Source organism: Psychrobacter sp. GTC18467, assembly GCF_055397455.1.
The window spans coordinates 199,666-217,746 of record NZ_AP038920.1; the positions used below are offsets into that span (position 1 = coordinate 199,666).

Below are 18,081 nucleotides of genomic sequence, written 5' to 3' on the forward strand. Positions count from 1 at the left end.
AATGCCACAAAAAACGAAAGCTTTAAATCATGCCCGTGACAAATCGACCGTTGGCGCGCGTGTAATTTCGGCTTTATCCGCAAATTGCAGCATTGAGAGCGCCCGAAAGCCAAACATTCCGCTGATAATGGTATTTGGAAACGTCTCGCGGTCATTGTTATAAAACATCACGCTGTCATTGTAATGCTGACGGGCAAAGCTGATGCGGTTTTCGGTATTGGTCAGCTCCTCCATCAAATCTTTAATAATACTGTCGGCTTTGAGTTCCGGATACGCCTCAACCACCGCTGAGAACTGCCGAAGCGCTTGGGTTAGCGCCTCCTCAGCTTTGGCAAATAGCGCCATATGCTCGCTTGACTCAGGGCGATGAGCGCTTGAATTTTGCAAGCTTTGGGCATGATTTCGCGCCGCAATCACCCGAGTGAGTGTCTGCTCTTCATGCTCAAGGTAGCGCTTGGCACTATTGACCAAATTAGGAATCAAATCATGACGGCGCTTTAACTGAACATCGATTTGCGCAAAGCCGTTTTTGGCTTGGTTACGCGCCCGCACCAAACGGTTAAAAATCATCACGCCCAAGATTAAAACGGCAATAATCATGCCTAAAACCAGCCAAAAAAAGGTCATCACGCTGCGATTCTCCGTTTAGTTCTTATTTAATATTTGCCATGTTATTTGCTATTTTTGCTTATTACTATTTTAACTGATATTGATAAGTAAAACTTATAATTACCCAAAAATTTGGCACAAAAAAACCCGCCAGATTGCGAGTTCATCATTAACTATAAAAACAGCCAAATTTTAGGCAAAAAAAAGCGACTCCACTAGCAAATCCTCGGCACACATTAAATCTATCACCGTTGCTACCTTCCGGTCCTGGCGGGGTTCATAGAACAATGTTGCGAGGCTACCAATGGAGCCACCGAAAATGATTATACAAGGTTTTGCGGTTATTTCAAGCCTTATTGCGCATTTATTGCTAAATTTCAGTTATTAGTGCCATTTTGTTGACAAAATCATCATAGATTTTCTGTCAAAATTTGATATTTTAACCTAAATAATTTGATATAAAATTTATTAGGAGACTGTCATGACCCCTCACTATTTAACCAAAGGGTTTTTTGCCTTAGGAGCAGCAAGTTTATTATCAGTAGCAGCAATGAGTGCCCAAGCTGCAACTACGGGTTACGACCAAATCAGCTTTCAAAGCGAAGTTAAAGAAGAAGTTGCCAACGATGAAGTTCGCGCAAGCCTTTATAAAAAAGCCCAAGCCACGGATGCCAAAACGCTTGCCAAGCAGTTAAATACCGCGGTCAATAATGCGATGGCAATCGCCAAACGCTACCCAACTGTCACCGTCAGCACCGGTCAGCAAAGCACCTACCCGCGCTATGACAAAAACGACAAAATCATCGGCTGGACAGGTCAAGCCAATATCGACCTAAAAAGCACGGACTTTGCGGCAACCAGTCAGCTGATTGCTGATTTGCAATCCACCATGGTGATGGACAACTTAAACTTTGGCGTATCCGACAGCAAAAAGAACACCATTGAACAGCGCTTGATGACGGAAGTATCACGCGCCTTTCAAAACCAAGCCAAAAATTTAACCCGAGCTTGGGATGCTCGCAGCTACCGTGTGGTCAATGTCAATCTAAACACCAACAATAATAACTATCCGCGACCGATGTATAATATGGTGGCGGCAAAAGTAGAAATGGCGGATGCTAGCGTTCCAAGCCAAAGCTTTGAGTCGGGAAACAGCACCATTTCAGTTACCGCAAATGGGACGATTGAGCTGACCAAATAATCGCTTAAAGTTATGGTTAACAAAGCAGTCTAAATTTAGGCTGCTTTGTTCATTTATTTAGTTGCCAATCAACGCGCCAAAGGGGTCTTTTGGTGCCGTTTGCTGTTTTTTAGCGGCTTCAGCTTTATTGATATTGTCTTGGCGGATTTTAAGCAGCACTTTTTGCGGCCAAGATAAGCGCTCGTAGGCTTGTAGCTGCTCGGCAAGTTTTTTCTTATTTTGCAAAACGGTCGTATTTTGAATGACATAAACCACTTGCGAGACTTGCGAAATCGTTTGTCCGGTTTGATTAGTAATTGCCGCGCTCAGCGTATGCTCACCTGGCATCAAATCAACGGTGGCAATACTGGCACTTAGCCCTTGTGCCACCGCTGCGCCATCGATATAAATGGTCACGTTATCGCCAGATTTAAGCGCAGGTTTGACTTGCAGAGTAACCACGATATTTTGCGCAGGTCGGCGGTAAGCTCGCGCCGCACTAGGCTCAGTCATCGTCAGCTGATAGTTTGGGCTTGGCGCTTGCGGTTTGCTTTGGCTGCTGTTTTCGTTACTGGCTTGAGCGTTGTTGGTTGAAGTACTTTGAGAACTGTTTTGTGAGCTGGTTTGATTATCGACTTGCTGAGGCGGCGCGGGTTGGTTTGCTGGTTGATTATTTAGCGCTTGGTTGGTTGTCGAATGGTTTGCGGTACGGTTATTTAACAGCGCGGTACTTTCAGAAACGGCAACAGGGCTAATGGTTTTGCCGGCTTGACTTTCATAATGCTGCGGCGTGTCGGTAAAGGTGATGCGACCGTTTTCATCAACGACTTTGTAAATAGAGGTTGCCATTGCCGAAATACTAACGCTTGCTATCAAAGCTACGCCAATGCCTTTATATAAGCTTAATTTTGCAAAATTTTTCATTTAGGGTTTCCAAAACTTTAAAAATTTGTTTAACTTTATAACTCCTATTATGCGGTATATTTTTTAAAATAACAGTCTATTTTAAAATCAGGATAATAAAAAAACCAGTCAAGATGGCTCTCAACTGGTTTTAGCGGCTTTAAAAAGTTAAAGATTAGCAGCTGTAATACATATCAAATTCAACTGGATGAACGGTGATATTTAAACGCAGCACTTCTTCTTCTTTTAAAGCGATAAAAGCATCCAGCATGTCTTTGGTAAACACATCACCTTTTAACAAAAACTCATGGTCGTCTTTAAGCGCTTGCAAGGCAACTTCCAAGTTTTCAGCAACCGTTGGGATTTGCGCTTCTTCTTCTGGCGGCAAATCATAAAGGTTTTTGTCGGCAGCTTCTCCTGGGTGGATTTTGTTTTGAATGCCATCAAGTCCTGCCATAAGCAGCGCGGCAAAGGTCAAATATGGGTTTGCCGCAGGGTCAGGGAATCGGGCTTCAACGCGGACGGCTTTGGGGCTTGATACGTGCGGAATTCGAATTGACGCTGAGCGGTTCGATGCCGAATAAGCAAGCTTAATTGGCGCTTCATAGTGCGGCACAAGACGCTTATAGCTGTTGGTCGATGGGTTGGTGATGGCATTGAGCGCGCGGGCGTGCTTGATGATACCGCCAATAAAATACAGCGCATCTTCTGAAAGCCCTGCGTACTCGTCGCCTGAAAAGATATTTTGACCGTCTTTTGAAATCGACATATGAACGTGCATTCCTGAGCCATTGTCACCAACGACCGGCTTTGGCATAAAGGTTGCGGTTTTGCCAAATTGATGAGCAACGTTATGAACGACATATTTTAGCTGTTGAACTTCATCGGCTTTTTTAACCAAGGTATTAAACGCCACGCCAATTTCAAGCTGACACGGGGCGACTTCATGGTGGTGAACTTCGATGCTGCCCTCGCCGACGATTTCTTCTAAGCGCTCACACATGACCGAGCGCATATCTTGGCTGCTGTCAATTGGTGGTACCGGCATATAGCCGCCTTTAACACGCGGGCGGTGCCCCATGTTGCCCCACTCGTAGCTGTTATTGGTTGACCAAGCCGCTTCTTCAGCGATGATGGTGTGGCTCACCCCTGACATGGCAATTGACCATTTAACCTCATCGAATACGAAAAATTCAGGTTCAGGACCAAAAAACGCCGTATCGCCAATGCCGGTTGATTTTAAATACTCTTCAGCGCGGCGGGCAATCGAGCGCGGGTCGCGGTCGTAGCCTTGCAGGGTTGATGGCTCAATAATGTCGCAAGTAACCACCACGGTGACCGCATCAAAAAACGGGTCGATAAATGCCGTCTCTGTATCCGGTCGCAAAATCATGTCGGACGCCTCAACGCCTTTCCAGCCGGCAAGCGATGAGCCATCGAACATCTTACCGTCTTCAATCACTTCTTCATCAATGCTTGACGCCGGAAAGCTGATGTGGTGCTCTTTGCCGCGGGTGTCAGTAAAGCGAAAATCTACCCATTTGGCATTTGACGATTCGATAAGCGCTAACAATTTATTCGACATAAAAAACTTTCCTCGTGAGGGTCATGGCGGGGCAAATGATGGCAAGTAAAATTCAGCACCAAAATTGGCAACCTAAAAATTTGCATCTATTTTAACAATGTTTGCGAAAAATTGCTTGAGCTGTGAGGATAACTTTTTAAAAAATTGTGATTAAAAACGCAATCTGGCTAATTTTTGCTAAGCTTTGAACAATCTTTGCAATTGTCGTTGGATTTTGCGCGGCAGTTTTCGCTATAATCAACTTGCCATCCGCGCATTAAAAAATAATACCAAAAGCCAAACATTCAGGGCAATCGTGCTAAGATAGCTTAGATTTAGCGCTGATGCCTTAGATTTGACGCTGATGGCTTGGCTTTAGCGCAACAACAAACCCTTAATTAAAACTAATAACCCTATCTACACCCAATCGGCTTTTGCCTTTTCCAACGTTTCAATCAGGTTGACAAGCTTATGATTTTGATGATCGATAATTACGACAGCTTTACGTACAACATTGTACAGTATTTTGGTGAGCTCAAGCAGGACATCACCGTTTGGCGTAACGATCAAGCAAATATTGCCGATATCAAAGCCCTCAATCCTGACGTCATCGTCATAGGACCTGGACCTTGCGACCCCGATCGCGCGGGCATTTCGCTTGATATCATCCATGAGCTTCAAGGCGTGATTCCAATTTTAGGGATTTGTTTGGGTCATCAAGCCATCGGTCAAGCGTTTGGCGGCAAGGTCATCAAGGCAGGGCTTGTGATGCACGGTCGTTTGTCCCAAGTTTATCATAACAACCAAGGCGTCTTTTTTGACCTTCCCAATCCTATCGAAGCCACACGCTATCACTCCCTCGTTGTCGATAAAGACAGCCTGCCCGACTGCTTTGAAGTGACCGCTTGGACGCAAAATACCGATGGCAGCATTGAGGAAATCATGGGATTTCGCCATAAATCGCTGGATATTGAGAGCGTTCAATTTCACCCTGAATCCATTTTAAGTGAAGCCGGCTATCAGCTTTTAAATAACTTTTTAGCCGCGCATGATTTAGCGGTGTTAAATAACGATGAGCTGCCACAAGTCGGCTAAATGCTTTTAACTTAAAAAGCGATTCAACTTAAAAGCTATTTTTTAAAGCTGCTAAAAAATAAAAACGAAGTGACTGTTTATGAGTAATAAGAAAACAACCGCGGTTGACGTCGCGGCATTAAGCGATGACGACATTCATAAGATTTTAACCACCGCGCTCGACCGGATTTTTCAGCATATTGATTTAACCTTTAATGAGATGCACGAGGTGATGCTTATCATCATGCAAGGCAAATGCAGCCCTGCCATGATGGGCGCAATCTTGACTGGCCTGCGTATGAAAGGCGAATCCATCGATGAGATTACCGCTGCTGCCACCGCAATGCGAGATTTGGCGGACAATATCGCCCCAAAAAATTGTGCGCATTTGGTTGATATTGTTGGTACAGGCGGCGATGGCGCTAATTTATTTAACGTGTCAACGGCTTCAGCGCTCGTTGCCGCTGCTGCCGGCGCTCAAGTTGCCAAACACGGCAATCGCGGCGTTTCGACCAAATCAGGAAGTTCGGATTTGCTTGAAAAAGCCGGAATCAGTTTAAACTTAACCCCAAAACAAGCGCTTGCTTGCATTGAAAATCAAGGCATTGGCTTTTTATTTGCCCCCAATCACCACAGTGCCATGCGTTATGCCAATCCGGTTCGCCGCGAGCTTAAAGCGCGAACGATTTTTAACATTTTAGGACCACTAACCAATCCTGCCGGCGTTCCAAATTTAGTCATTGGCGTATTTACCGCAAGGCTTTGCGAGCCTTTAGCCAAAGTTATGCAAAATCTTGGCGCGCGCCATGTGATGGTCGTTGGCGCAAAAGATGGCTTAGATGAAATCAGTCTTGCCACCGCCACCACGGTTGCCGAATTAAAAGACGGTAACATCCGCGTTTACGATTTGCTACCAGAGCACGCCGGAATCGACTCGCAAGCCTTGGTGGGTCTTGATGTTACCTCCCCTGAGGACAGCTTAGCGCTTATTTCAGCGGCGCTATCGGGCAATTCAACGGATGATAAAAGCGTGTTAAAAGCCCGAGACATGATTGCGCTTAATGCTGGCGCAGCAATTTATACCGCAGGAATTGCACAAAGCTATGCCGACGGCGTCAAAAAAGCGCAAAGCGTTATCAATAATGGCTTAGCGCTGACCAAGTTGCACGAGTTGGCAAAATACTCGCAAAATCTTGCTGCCGTTTAGTTTTATTTTTTAAAATTTATTCAATTTGAAAATTTGGGCACCTGCCCTTTTGGAAAAATTATGACCACCAAATCATCAAATCCTGATATTCCCTCGGTACTTCAGCGCATTGTTGCCACCAAACACGAGGAAGTTGCGGCGGCAAAACTGCAAACCTCCCTTGAAGATATTGAAGCTCAGGCAAAAAAAACCCTTGAGCCACGTCGCGGCTTTGCCAATGCCTTACGATCGGCAAATTTAGGCGTGATTGCCGAAATTAAAAAAGCCTCGCCGTCAAAAGGGATTATCAATCATAACTTTGACCCGACTGCTTTTGCCAAACAATACGAGACTGCAGGCGCGACTTGTCTGTCAGTATTAACCGACCGCGATTATTTTCAAGGCGCAGATGAATATTTGGTTGCCGCTCGCGCCGCTTGTAAGCTTCCGGTACTTCGAAAAGACTTTATGGTCGATGAGTACCAAATTTATCAGTCGTTTGTTTTGGGCGCGGATTGTATTTTGCTGATTATGGCGTGCCTTGATGATGATACCGCCAAGCGCTTGCACGAGGTCAGCACAAGCCTTGGCATGGACGTCTTGATTGAAATTCATACCCAAGAGGAGCTTGAGCGCGCGTTACTATTGCCAAAATCTAAGCACAATATTTATGGCGTCAATAACCGAAACTTAAATACCTTTGAAGTGGATTTGCAAACGACGCTTGATTTAAAGCAAAACCTGCTTGCCAATCTTGCCCGTGATGAGGAACAAAAACCGCTCATCGTGACCGAAAGCGGTATTCATAGCGCGGATGATATCCGCTTGATGCTTGAATCCAACATCAATCTGTTTTTAATCGGTGAGCAGTTTATGAAAACTGACCACCCCGGCGCGGCGTTACAATCTTTACTTGAATCGGTCGCGGTGCGGGCGTAACCTTTTTATTTGAATAGTTTTAAATGATTTTATTTTTTTCTTAACTGACAGTTTATTCTTATGGCAAATTCGTTATTTTCAAAAGACATGCAAGACCAACTTAAAGCGCTTAAAAGTGAGCTTAGCCGAGGTCGCGACACCAGTAACAGCAGCGATGGCGACCACCAAAAGCCCACTGAGCCAGTTGCCCTTCCGACCCAAAAACAAGTTAAAAAAACCGTCAAAAAGCTTGATAGCGAGCAATTAGACGATGATAAAGTCTTGTTTATGCAAGCCATGCATGGTGTTAATCCTTTAGCGGATAAAAATGTCCGATCACCTGCCGGTGGTAGCACTTCAAAACCTGATGCAGCAACGCTATCAAAACGGGCAGCAGCTCAAGGCGGCGAAGACAGTCAGCTTGGCGCAGGGCTTTCGGACATGCAGGCGCTATTAAATCCGGTTTCAGGCGAAGCTTATTTGTCCTATAAACAGCCAACGCTACAAAATAAAATCTTTACTCAGTTAAAGCAAGGCAAATTGCGCTGGTTTGATGCCGTTGACATTCACGGCTGCACCATTGATGAGGCGCGAACAGCGATGAGTCAGCTGCTCTCGCAAGCTAAGAAAAATAACGAAACGGTGGTTAAAATCGTTCATGGTAAAGGCACCGATGCGGTATTAAAAACCTGCATTAATGGCTGGTTGCGTCAATTACCTGAAGTACTGGCATTTTGCTCCGCTCCTGCCAAAGATGGCGGTAATGGCGCGGTTTTGGTCTTGCTTAAAAAGCAAAAAACCGACACGCCGAACACTAAATAAGCGTTTCAATTCGTATAAAAAAGGACGGCAATTGCTGTCCTTTTTTGGTATTGGTGATTAACTATTTTTCATGCTTAAACTTTGGAAAGCGAAAGCCTTTATGAGCGCGTTTATATTGACGTTTATGAAGCGGTTTTTTGCTGTGCTGCTTTAATTGCGCCGCTTTTGCGCGCTCATCGTAGCTGATATCGGTGACATAAGCGGCGTTTTCCACGGCTTCAATTAAATCTTTTGGCTCATCCCTTAGCTCTTGATGGCTTTGATTTTCAGCATTTTGCCGCTTGTCATTGTCAAATTTTGCTAAATTTGGCGGCGATGTTAAAGGCGCGGCAAGGTGTTCTTGATGGCTTTGTTCATCAACGATTAACTGCTGAGTGGGCAGCGCATGTTCAACATCGTAATTTGCCACCTTTTGCAGAATATCGACAAAAATAATATTTTGTTTATTATAAAATTCAGCAATACCGCTGGCATTGACATAAGCTTGCAGCTGAATGACATAGCAGTCTTGACGCAGCTCTAGGATATTGACCTGATTCCACTCCTGATTGGTCAAATAGTGCTTGTCTAAAAAGGTGTCTAAGTCTTTCACCATCTTAAAAATAACTTCAATATCTGCGCTGCGTTTGATATAAATATTATGCAAAAAGCGGAACATATCGCGAGCAGCAAAGTTTTCAATTTGCATCGATGAAAAATCACCGTTAGGAATGGTGACAATGGTTCGCGCCAGCGTCCGGACGCGCGATGAGCGAATGCCAATGTCCACCACCGTGCCTTCATAAGTACCAAATTTACAATAATCGCCGACTCGAACCGGTGAGTCGGCAACAACGACCACACTGCCAACTAGGTTTTCAATAGTTTTTTGCGCCCCAAGTGCCAATGCCAAACCACCAACCCCAAGCGCGGCAATTCCGGTTGTTAAATCAAAGCCTAAATTGCCAAAAATGACAATCGCGGCAAAAATAAGCAGTATGGCTTTGACGATTTTTCGCAGCAGCGCCAAAATAGACACCCGCTCGGTATAGTTTTTCTTATAGCTGATATTTTCAGCGCGGGTAAAAATGGCATCAATGACGCGAAGCAAAAGCCAAGTGAGCGCCAGCCAAAGCGCAATATCGGTAAAACGCTTGACCGGCTCGCGAAGGGTGACTGAGACGCCCGCGTAAACCATCACCTCCGACAGCGTGACCGCAACAATCACTACCGCAAGGGGCAAAATGACTTTATTGGGCAGGGGCAGCGGCGTTCCACGAACGCGCGGATAAGCAAATTTAAGCAGATGAAACAGCAGCCAAACGACAATATACGTCGATACAAAACCGCTAATCGTCAAGCCAAGCGCCGCCAATAAGTCGTTAACTTGATAGCCAAAAAATTTCTTGTCTTCTAAAGAAGCCACCGAGTATTTAGAGACCAAAGTTGGTTTGGTGTGCTCAATCACCTCAGGAATTGAGCGTAGCGTTTCGTTGGAAAACTGCCAATATTGACTGCCGTTTTTTGCGGTTTTGCGCTCAAGCACCAATGGAACGCTTTTATCGCCGATATTGATACTGCCAATTTTTTCTTGGTCGGCGGGCAACTGGTCGGTTAAATTGCCCTCAGGGGTGTTATTAATCTGCAAATCCGGCTGAAATCTGCCGCCTGCATCAAGGGCTTGTTTAAATTGGCGCATGACCGTTGCCGGATTGTCCGCTTTAGACAAGTTTAAATAATTACTGGCAAGCAGATAGTCATTATCCCCAAGAGCGCTGATAAAGCCTTGAACCGTATGACGCGGCGTATCACGACCAAACGGGTCGGGCGGCAATTCAGGAGCGGCATCCTCAGCCGTCGTCCCACCAAGACCAAGAACACCGCCCTCTGCCGCTAAGCTTGCACTCATTCCCAACTGAGCGGTTAAGAATAATGCGAGCCAAAATTTTGAGCCAAATGCGACTTGTAGCAGCCTTTGAATGACAATCATAAAAGTACGAAAAAACCAAGTAATAATATTTATGGGCGACCAAGATGTTAAGGGGGGCAAAACAGACCTCATTTGTAATGGTAATTTAAAACCTTTATTTATCTTAAAGCATTAAAAGCGAAATAAATACCACCTTTCAAGATGATCCAAGTGACTTAAATGCCACAGTTTGTTACTTTTGTTTTAATTGATAACTTTATTTTGCAAAACTGCCATTTAACTCACCAAAACTTACTTTGAATCAAATTCATCTTACCTTGAGGAAACATTGGCTTAATAAAGGTTTTAAAAACCGTTCCTTTTATGGATAATGGGCAGCTATTTTTACAGTTATCAGTTATTACAGCTTAACTGGCATATTTTGGCGTTTTAATTACAGTGAAAGACTTGAGGTAGGGTTATGCAAACATCGAAGCAAGAGACATATTTACGTTATAGCATTGCAAGCGTATTAGGAATGGTTGCGTTATCCGCTACCGCCGCCGAAATTGACAAGGCGGAGGGTACATTGCCACAGGTGGAGCTTGACAAAATTACGGTTACCGCCACTCGAACGCCGACCAAAATTAGCAACACCATCGCGCAATCAAGGGTCATCGATAGCGAAGAGCTTAAGCGTTATCAGGGTCAAACCGTTGTTGACGTATTAAGACGCCAACCGGGATTTAGCATTAAACAAGACGGTGGTTTAGGTCAAAGTAGCAATTTCTTCGTTCGTGGCTATGACAGCAAACGTGTATTAGTACTTATTGACGGTATTCGTTACGGTTCAATGTCAACCGGACAACCTGCCCTTGCCCTGCTTCCTACCGATCAGATTGACCGCATTGAAGTATTATATGGTGCCTCAGGATCGAGCATTTATGGTGCGGACGCAATGGGCGGGGTTATTCAGGTTTTTACTAAAGGCGCAAACGCTGACAAAACCAACTTTTCAGTAACCGCAGGTGCAGGTTCAAACGATCACTATATTTACGGCGGAAGCGCACAATTTGTTGGGGATAATGGTGGAAAACTGAGCCTATCAGCAAACCGTAACCAAACTAAAGGTATCAGCGCCATTCAATACGAAACTGGAAATAATAAAGATGATGATGGTTTCGTTAGTAATAACTTCTCATTAAATGCAAGCCTACCTTTGACCAAGGAAATTAGCGTCGGCGCTACGGGACTTTTTGCAAAATCTACAACCGATTTTGATGATTATAGCAATAAACCTAACGCAAAAATCCATCAAAAAAATGGCGCTGTCTCTGCATTCTCGCAATACGATAAAGACAAGTTAACATTGCGCCTTACCGCAGGTGAAAGCCTTGACAATATTGACAATAAGTTAGGGGATGAGTTTAAAACGAAACAAAGACAAGCTAATTTATTAAGTATTTATAAACTTCCTATTGGTCAACTGCAATCAGGGGCAGAATGGCTTAAGCAAGGTATTGATTTTAATGACAATACACCAAAAAATGGCACAGACAGTTATAAAATCTCTGACCGAACCATTAAAAGTGTTTTTGCAGGCTATCAAGCAAACCAAGATAGCTACGACTTTCAAGCCAACCTGCGCTATGATGATAACTCTCAGTTTGACGATGAAACTACTTTTAGTTTAGGTTACGCGGTGAAGCTTGCCCCATCACTGCGCCTTGGCACGAGCTTTGCGCGAGGCTACAGAGCACCATCGCTCAACGACTTATATATCAATAGCTCGTATTATGTGCCTAATGAAAATTTAAAGGTTGAAAAAAGTAAAGATTTTGAAGCTTTTATTGAGTCAGCAACTGATCTACAACTGACAAGGCTAACGGCTTTTAACAGTCACGTTGATGACCTGATCGATAATGATCAGGATCCTGTCACCAAAAAATATAAAGCGGTGAACCTCGACAAAGCTAAACTGACCGGATTTAGTTTAACTTCCGACTGGCAAATCGATCAAATCTTATTTGGTGGTCACTATACTCGCACTGAAGCTGAAGAACAGCGCGGTGCGAACAAAGGTAAGCAGCTTGTTTTTCGTCCAAAACATACAGGACTTGCCTATGTCGGCTATCAAGCGCCCAGTTTTGATATTAAAACCGAGGTTGAGCACATCGGTAAAACTTATACCTCAGCGGACAATAGCAGCGCTATGGACGACTACACCCTTATTAACATTAGCGGGAATTATTACATCACCCCAAATTTAACATGGTCAAGCCGCATAAATAACTTGACCAATAAAGACTACACTACAAATGAAGTTTACGGCACGCGTTATAACCAAGACGGCATCAATTTTTTCACCGCGTTAACCTACAACTGGTTTTAGTTTTTAATCAAAAACTTCTACATTTAAAAAAACCGTCGCTTTTAGACGGTTTTTTTAGCCTCAGCAAAATCACTGGCAATAGGTGACAAAGCCAATTTCATCCTTTACAATATTCTGCGCCGAGAGGTGTTGCGCCAGTAGATTTTTCTGCTGTCAGGCTCGGAGGGACGGCTTTTAGCGGTCAAAACAACGGCACCTGCGTTTTAGTCTTGTTATCACCTTGCGATAGGAGCAATTTATGGACGCAGTGTCAAATATCCCCTCTGCCCACATCATCGACCCTTCATTTACCGATTATAAAGTTGCTGACATCAGCCTTGCTGACTACGGTCGCCGCGAAATCAGCCTTGCAGAAGCCGAAATGCCTGCCCTTATGGGACTTCGCCGCCGTTATGAAAGCGAGCAACCATTAAAAGGCGCTAAAATCGTCGGCTGTATCCACATGACGATTCAAACTGCGGTGTTGATTGAAACCCTAGTTGCCCTTGGCGCGGAAGTTCGCTGGACGTCTTGCAATATTTTTTCAACCCAAGACCACGCGGCGGCGGCGATTGCTGCGGCTAAAATCCCTGTGTTTGCTTGGAAAGGCGAAACGGAAGAAGAGTACGATTGGTGCTTACGTCAGCAGTTGTTTGTTGGGGGCGAAGAAAGTGGCAAGCTTTGGGACGCTAACTTAATTTTAGATGACGGCGGCGATTTAACCGCGCTGATTCATGACAAATATCCTGAGCTTTTGGACAATATCCACGGTATTTCTGAAGAAACCACCACCGGCGTTCATCGTTTAATCGACATGCTCAAAAAAGGCACGTTAAAAGTTCCTGCCATTAACGTTAACGACGCCGTTACCAAGTCCAAAAACGACAACAAATACGGCTGCCGCCACAGCTTAAATGATGCCATCAAACGCGCCACCGACATGTTCTTAGCCGGTCGCCGCGCTTTGGTCATCGGTTACGGCGATGTGGGTAAAGGTTCAGCACAAAGCCTGCGCCAAGAAGGTATGATTGTTCGCGTTTCAGAAATTGACCCGATTTGCGCGATGCAAGCTTGTATGGACGGCTATGAGGTGCTCTCGCCTTACATCAACGGCGACAATACCGGCGGCGCAGACAGCATCAACACCCGATTGCTGCAAGATACCGACTTGATTGTCACCACCACGGGCAACTATCACGTTTGCGACAAAAACATGCTAGCAGCGCTAAAATCTGGCGCGGTGGTTTGTAACATCGGTCACTTTGATACCGAAATCGACACCCAATTTATGCGTGACAACTGGCGCTGGGTCGAAATTAAACCGCAAGTTCATCAAGTATTCCGCTCAGATGACGACAGCGATTATTTGATTTTGCTGGCTGAAGGTCGCTTGGTCAACCTTGGTAACGCTACCGGTCACCCCTCACGCGTGATGGACGGCTCTTTTGCTAACCAAGTTTTGGCGCAAATGTACTTGTTTGAACAAAAATTTGCTGAACTCCCTGTCGATGAGCGCTTTGATAATTTATACGTTCGCGTGTTACCGAAAAAGCTTGACGAAGAAGTTGCCGCGGCGATGGTTGCAGGGTTTAACGGCACATTAACCAAATTGACCGATGAGCAAGCTGAGTACCTTGGCGTAAGCGTTGATGGTCCATTTAAGCCTGAAGAATATAAGTACTAAGGAGCGGTAGTGAGTAAACCTGCTTTTTCGTTTGAGTTTTTTCCGGCAAAGACTGAAGTTGGTCATGAAAAGCTGCTTGCCACCTTTGATGAACTCAATGAGTTGTCGCCGGCTTATTTTTCGGTGACTTATGGTGCAGGCGGTTCAACGCGCGACCGAACCCTTGATATTGTCAAAGCGCTGATTGGTCGCAGCAATACGCCGATTACGCCGCATATTTCATGTATTGGCGACAATAAAAGTCAAATTGCTGAACTGCTTGAATTGTACCAAAGCTTGGGAATTAAACGTTTGGTCGCGCTTCGAGGTGATTTGCCGTCAGGTCAGGTGGGCATGGGCGAGTTGCCTTTTGCCGTTGACTTGGTCAAATTTATCCGCGAGTATTCAGGGGAGCATTTTAACATTGAAGTTGCCGCTTACCCTGAAATGCACCCGCAAGCGCGCAGCTTTACGTTTGATATTGACAACTTGGTGAACAAATATAACGCTGGCGCTAATGCTGCCATTACGCAGTTTTTTTACAATGCGGACAGCTATTTGTACCTTCGCGACGCCTTAGAGCAGCGCGGGATTGATACCACTAAAAACCCATTGGTCGCCGGAATCATGCCGATTACCAACTCAAGCAACCTGATTCGCTTTGCTGACAGCTGCGGGGCGGACATTCCGCGCTATTTGCGCCGCCAGCTTAGTGACTTTGGTGATGATAAAAAAGCCATTCGTGAGTTTGGTTTTGAGGTGGTTTATCGGCTTTGTGACCGCTTAATTGCCGAGGGCGTTCCTGCCATGCATTTTTATAGCATGAACAAGGTCGAGCCTAATAAGCGTTTGGTGGAAGCGTTAGGGTTGGTTGCTTAAGCTTTGCTAAAATCTTTAATTTTTTAAAAACTGGCGTTCAATGGGCGCCAGTTTTTTTTGGTTTAGTTATTTTTATAAGTAAGCCATTTAAAAGGATACTTAGAGCTTTTGCTAAGTTGAATAAAGATGATACACTTAGTTAAAAACGAACATTATTTCACAATAATATCCAGATTGATTCAATTATAATATATAATTAAAATTGCAGCCTAGTTTTAGATGGTATTATCAAGTTTTAATGAAAGGATAGCTTTATTTTGCGCCGGTTTTTTTATTCCCAAAGTTTAGAGGACGCGCCTGCCCTGTCGCAAGAAGCGTTATCACGGTTGCCGATTGGAACCCAGATTGAGCTGACGCCCCCTATTTTTCATCATTGGGGCAAAGTGCTTCGCGCCCGTATCGGTGATGACGGGGTGTTATTCGATGGCTTTGGTGGCGAAACGGTCGTTAAACTCAAGCACCTTGATAAAAAAAGTGCAACGGTAGTAATCACCAAGCAGTTAACCATCAATCGCGATGCCGAAATAACGACGATGGTTGGGCTTGTGATGAGCCGCGGCGAGCGCATGGATTATGCGATTCAAAAGGCAACGGAGCTTGGGGTAACGGCTATTTGGTTATTAACCAGCCAGCATGGCGAAGTGAATTTAAAAGCCGCTCAAGTGGCTAAAAAACTGGCGCATTTACAACAAGTTGCGATTGCTGCTTGCGAGCAGTGCGGTCTTAATCGCGTGCCACTCATCATCGCGCCAATGCCAGTTGAGCAGTGGCTTAAGCTGAGTCTTAATCAGAACAATGAGGACAGCTTCATCAGCGAAGCTCAGCTTAGCCCTATTGCTGTGCCACTGTACCGTGATGCTTATTATCAGGTTTTAAACGGTAGCGCAGCAAGTAAACTGGTCTTAAGCGTTCCAAAAGATGGTGAGCCGATGTTGCCAAAGTCGCTTTTGGAGACATTAAAGCAAGCAAAACCTTATATTCAGCTGTTGATTGGCGCTGAGGGCGGCTTAAGTGATGAAGAAATTAGTCTTGCAAAAGAACATGGCTTTTTACCTTGGCAAATTGGCGAGCGCGTGCTGCGAACTGAAACCGCGCCGGTCGTTGCCCTTGCCACGTTACATGCGCTTTTACTGGCTCAAATTTGCATTAATCCGTTAACGCCATGACAAAAGGCTTAAGACAAATCGCTGCGATGGCGTTTTATATTTCCTGATTTTTAGACGGCACAGTGATAAGTTGGCATGATGACTTTTAATCCTCTTTCGACCCGTAATAAGCAGGCGCTGTTAACTCAGCTTTGCGAAAAATTTGATGATGCCATTTTAATTTTGGACGCTCAACTGCGCTACGTTTTTGTCAATCCGGCGTTTGAAATATTGATGGGCTATGACCAAGACTTTTTATTAGGTCGACCCTTAAGCATTTACAATCAGGCGTTTTTATCCACTCACGAGCAACAGTCTCTCAATACCATCATTCAAAACTTAAGTGGTGACAAAGTTTATCAGTCCAATCTGACCTTAGCAACGCGCTATGAACAAAAAATCAATTGTCAGCTGACGTTTTTTAAAACCGATATTGAAAATGTCCGCTATTATGTGGGGGTTATTCGTGACGAGTCCCTCATAATAGAGCAAGAAGCCAAGCTCAATCATTTAAGCAATTATAACCAAGTGACAGGATTGCCAAACCGTAAAGTATTTTTAATTAAAGCTCGCGAATTATTGGCAAAAAGCGCTCAGGAAGCGGTGATTATCCGCTTGAATATTGACCGCTACCGAATACTGCTTAGCAGCTTAGGCGCTGACACCACCAATTTTCTTATCCAACAGTTTGCCCAGAGGATTCAAGCGTCAGCACTAACGTCTTTGCAATGTTTTGCGCATTTTGGCGGTGATGATTTTGGATTATTGTTTGAGTTTGACGATGCCGAACTTGCTCGGAACGCCCTTAACCGAATTATGCAGATTTGCGAGTGCCCTTTTGTGGCTTATGAGCATGTGGTTCATTTGCATGTTTCCGTTGGGGTCAGCTATTCTCCAAAGCATGGCAGTGAGGTTCAAGAGCTTATGACCAAAGCTGAACGCGCCTTACTGCACGTCAAGCAGCACCATGGCGGCGATGATGTTCATTGGTATCAAGATGATTTAGATATCGCCACGGGTGACACGTTAAAATTTGAAGTAGAGCTGCGCGCAGGTCTCACTTTGGGGCAATTTGTGCCTTATTATCAACCCAAAATTGAGCTGGCAACGGGAAAAATCATGGGCTTTGAAGCCCTCGTTCGTTGGCAGCACCCAAAACAAGGGCTGTTAACCCCTGCATTTTTTATTGATGCCATTGCCAGTTACAAGCTGTCCTTTGAGCTATTTCAGCAAATGGCAAGTCAAATCACTAAGCAATTACAAGACTGGCAGCAGCTTGGGCTATCGCAGCACATTTGCATTAATGCTGACGCTACCGAATTTAATCAAGATAAATTTTTTGAGGTGGTCAGCCGACTACTAGCCGACCATCAACTGTTAGGGCATCAGCTGCATATTGAAATTACCGAGTCCTCGTTAATGCTTAAAGACACCGCTGTAAAATCGCGGTTAAAAGCGCTTAAGGACTTAGGGGTGTGTTTGGCGCTGGATGATTTTGGCACCGGCTATGCCTCGCTCAGTTATTTACAAGAATTCCCGTTTGATTTTATTAAAATTGACCAAAGCTTTATTTCTAAAATCACGGTTGAACCGGCGCAAATGGCAATTGTCAAAGCCATTTTAGATTTGGCAAAAGCTTTAGATATGAAAGCGGTTGCAGAGGGTATTGAAACCGAGCAGCAGCTCGAGGCGCTCGTTAAGATTGGCTGTAGCTATGGTCAAGGCTTTTTATTTAGCCGACCGGTCACGGCAGAAATTGCCACCCAAATGCTCCTTGAACAAGAACAAAAAAGGAATAATGACCCGTCATCGCTCTAAGCGCAATCGTTTTTATATAAAGTAAGTCATTGAAAAAACATAATTTTTTATTTAAACCGTT

The 18,081-nt window shown here is 44.6% G+C and carries 14 protein-coding genes and 1 other RNA gene; 10 read left to right on the forward strand and 5 right to left on the reverse strand.

The genetic code is table 11. The features are described from left to right. Positions 1-27 precede the first annotated feature (27 nt). Positions 28-627 carry a LemA family protein gene (locus tag ACZ5XY_RS00800; protein ID WP_464743659.1) on the reverse strand — a complete coding sequence of 200 codons (600 nt, stop codon included), beginning with the start codon at positions 625-627 and terminating at the stop codon, positions 28-30. A gap of 192 nt (positions 628-819) precedes the next feature. Next, positions 820-916, reverse strand: an RNA gene (gene ffs / locus ACZ5XY_RS00805) — signal recognition particle sRNA small type. 174 nt (positions 917-1,090) lie between these two features. Between ffs and ACZ5XY_RS00810 the strand changes: the two genes are divergently transcribed. Then, positions 1,091-1,810 carry an SIMPL domain-containing protein gene (locus ACZ5XY_RS00810; protein WP_464742064.1) on the forward strand — a complete coding sequence of 240 codons (720 nt, stop codon included), beginning with the start codon at positions 1,091-1,093 and terminating at the stop codon, positions 1,808-1,810. A gap of 57 nt (positions 1,811-1,867) precedes the next feature. Here ACZ5XY_RS00810 and ACZ5XY_RS00815 read toward each other — a convergent pair whose 3' ends face one another. Next, entirely contained in the window at positions 1,868-2,713 is an 846-nt protein-coding gene (locus ACZ5XY_RS00815) for a DUF4124 domain-containing protein (protein WP_464742066.1), read from the reverse strand. 154 nt (positions 2,714-2,867) lie between these two features. Further along, entirely contained in the window at positions 2,868-4,277 is a 1,410-nt protein-coding gene (glnA, locus tag ACZ5XY_RS00820) for a type I glutamate--ammonia ligase (protein ID WP_464742068.1), read from the reverse strand. Between the two features lie 450 nt (positions 4,278-4,727). Between glnA and ACZ5XY_RS00825 the strand changes: the two genes are divergently transcribed. From ACZ5XY_RS00825 to ACZ5XY_RS00840, 4 genes are all read left to right on the forward strand, one after another. Then, positions 4,728-5,351, forward strand: a complete 624-nt coding sequence (locus ACZ5XY_RS00825; protein WP_464742070.1) for an anthranilate synthase component II — start codon at positions 4,728-4,730, stop codon at positions 5,349-5,351. A 79-nt stretch (positions 5,352-5,430) separates the two neighbouring features. Further along, the gene (trpD, locus tag ACZ5XY_RS00830) at positions 5,431-6,537 is read left to right on the forward strand and encodes an anthranilate phosphoribosyltransferase (protein WP_464742072.1); all 1,107 of its coding nucleotides are present in this window, start codon (positions 5,431-5,433) and stop codon (positions 6,535-6,537) included. 60 nt (positions 6,538-6,597) lie between these two features. After that, positions 6,598-7,455: an indole-3-glycerol phosphate synthase TrpC gene (trpC, locus tag ACZ5XY_RS00835; protein WP_464742074.1), complete on the forward strand. Its 858-nt coding sequence runs from the start codon at positions 6,598-6,600 to the stop codon at positions 7,453-7,455. Positions 7,456-7,515: 60 nt separating this feature from the next. Then, entirely contained in the window at positions 7,516-8,256 is a 741-nt protein-coding gene (locus ACZ5XY_RS00840) for a Smr/MutS family protein (protein WP_464742076.1), read from the forward strand. Between the two features lie 61 nt (positions 8,257-8,317). Here ACZ5XY_RS00840 and ACZ5XY_RS00845 read toward each other — a convergent pair whose 3' ends face one another. Further along, positions 8,318-10,225: a mechanosensitive ion channel family protein gene (locus tag ACZ5XY_RS00845; RefSeq protein ID WP_464742078.1), complete on the reverse strand. Its 1,908-nt coding sequence runs from the start codon at positions 10,223-10,225 to the stop codon at positions 8,318-8,320. Between the two features lie 400 nt (positions 10,226-10,625). Here ACZ5XY_RS00845 and ACZ5XY_RS00850 point away from each other — a divergent pair, with 400 nt between their 5' ends. From ACZ5XY_RS00850 to ACZ5XY_RS00870, 5 genes are all read left to right on the forward strand, one after another. Continuing rightward, on the forward strand, positions 10,626-12,536 hold the full coding sequence (locus tag ACZ5XY_RS00850; RefSeq protein WP_464742080.1) for a TonB-dependent receptor plug domain-containing protein: 1,911 nt from the start codon (positions 10,626-10,628) through the stop codon (positions 12,534-12,536). Positions 12,537-12,774: 238 nt separating this feature from the next. Next, on the forward strand, positions 12,775-14,199 hold the full coding sequence (gene ahcY / locus ACZ5XY_RS00855) for an adenosylhomocysteinase (RefSeq protein WP_464742082.1): 1,425 nt from the start codon (positions 12,775-12,777) through the stop codon (positions 14,197-14,199). Between the two features lie 9 nt (positions 14,200-14,208). Further along, the gene (gene metF / locus ACZ5XY_RS00860) at positions 14,209-15,057 is read left to right on the forward strand and encodes a methylenetetrahydrofolate reductase [NAD(P)H] (RefSeq protein ID WP_464742084.1); all 849 of its coding nucleotides are present in this window, start codon (positions 14,209-14,211) and stop codon (positions 15,055-15,057) included. A 257-nt stretch (positions 15,058-15,314) separates the two neighbouring features. Continuing rightward, positions 15,315-16,223 (forward strand): 16S rRNA (uracil(1498)-N(3))-methyltransferase, encoded by a 909-nt coding sequence (locus tag ACZ5XY_RS00865; protein WP_464742086.1) that lies wholly within the window; start codon positions 15,315-15,317, stop codon positions 16,221-16,223. 75 nt (positions 16,224-16,298) lie between these two features. Continuing rightward, positions 16,299-18,020, forward strand: a complete 1,722-nt coding sequence (locus ACZ5XY_RS00870; protein WP_464742088.1) for a putative bifunctional diguanylate cyclase/phosphodiesterase — start codon at positions 16,299-16,301, stop codon at positions 18,018-18,020. Positions 18,021-18,081 lie beyond the last annotated feature (61 nt).

Coding starts and splice junctions, on each gene's coding strand:
- ACZ5XY_RS00825 (WP_464742070.1), top strand. CDS start 4,728: ATGATTTTGATGATCGATAATTACGACAGCTTTACGTACAACATTGTA.
- ACZ5XY_RS00870 (WP_464742088.1), top strand. CDS start 16,299: ATGATGACTTTTAATCCTCTTTCGACCCGTAATAAGCAGGCGCTGTTA.
- ACZ5XY_RS00810 (WP_464742064.1), top strand. CDS start 1,091: ATGACCCCTCACTATTTAACCAAAGGGTTTTTTGCCTTAGGAGCAGCA.
- ahcY (WP_464742082.1), top strand. CDS start 12,775: ATGGACGCAGTGTCAAATATCCCCTCTGCCCACATCATCGACCCTTCA.
- ACZ5XY_RS00850 (WP_464742080.1), top strand. CDS start 10,626: ATGCAAACATCGAAGCAAGAGACATATTTACGTTATAGCATTGCAAGC.
- ACZ5XY_RS00815 (WP_464742066.1), bottom strand. CDS start 2,713: ATGAAAAATTTTGCAAAATTAAGCTTATATAAAGGCATTGGCGTAGCT.
- trpC (WP_464742074.1), top strand. CDS start 6,598: ATGACCACCAAATCATCAAATCCTGATATTCCCTCGGTACTTCAGCGC.
- ACZ5XY_RS00840 (WP_464742076.1), top strand. CDS start 7,516: ATGGCAAATTCGTTATTTTCAAAAGACATGCAAGACCAACTTAAAGCG.
- glnA (WP_464742068.1), bottom strand. CDS start 4,277: ATGTCGAATAAATTGTTAGCGCTTATCGAATCGTCAAATGCCAAATGG.
- ACZ5XY_RS00845 (WP_464742078.1), bottom strand. CDS start 10,225: ATGATTGTCATTCAAAGGCTGCTACAAGTCGCATTTGGCTCAAAATTT.
- ACZ5XY_RS00800 (WP_464743659.1), bottom strand. CDS start 627: ATGACCTTTTTTTGGCTGGTTTTAGGCATGATTATTGCCGTTTTAATC.
- trpD (WP_464742072.1), top strand. CDS start 5,431: ATGAGTAATAAGAAAACAACCGCGGTTGACGTCGCGGCATTAAGCGAT.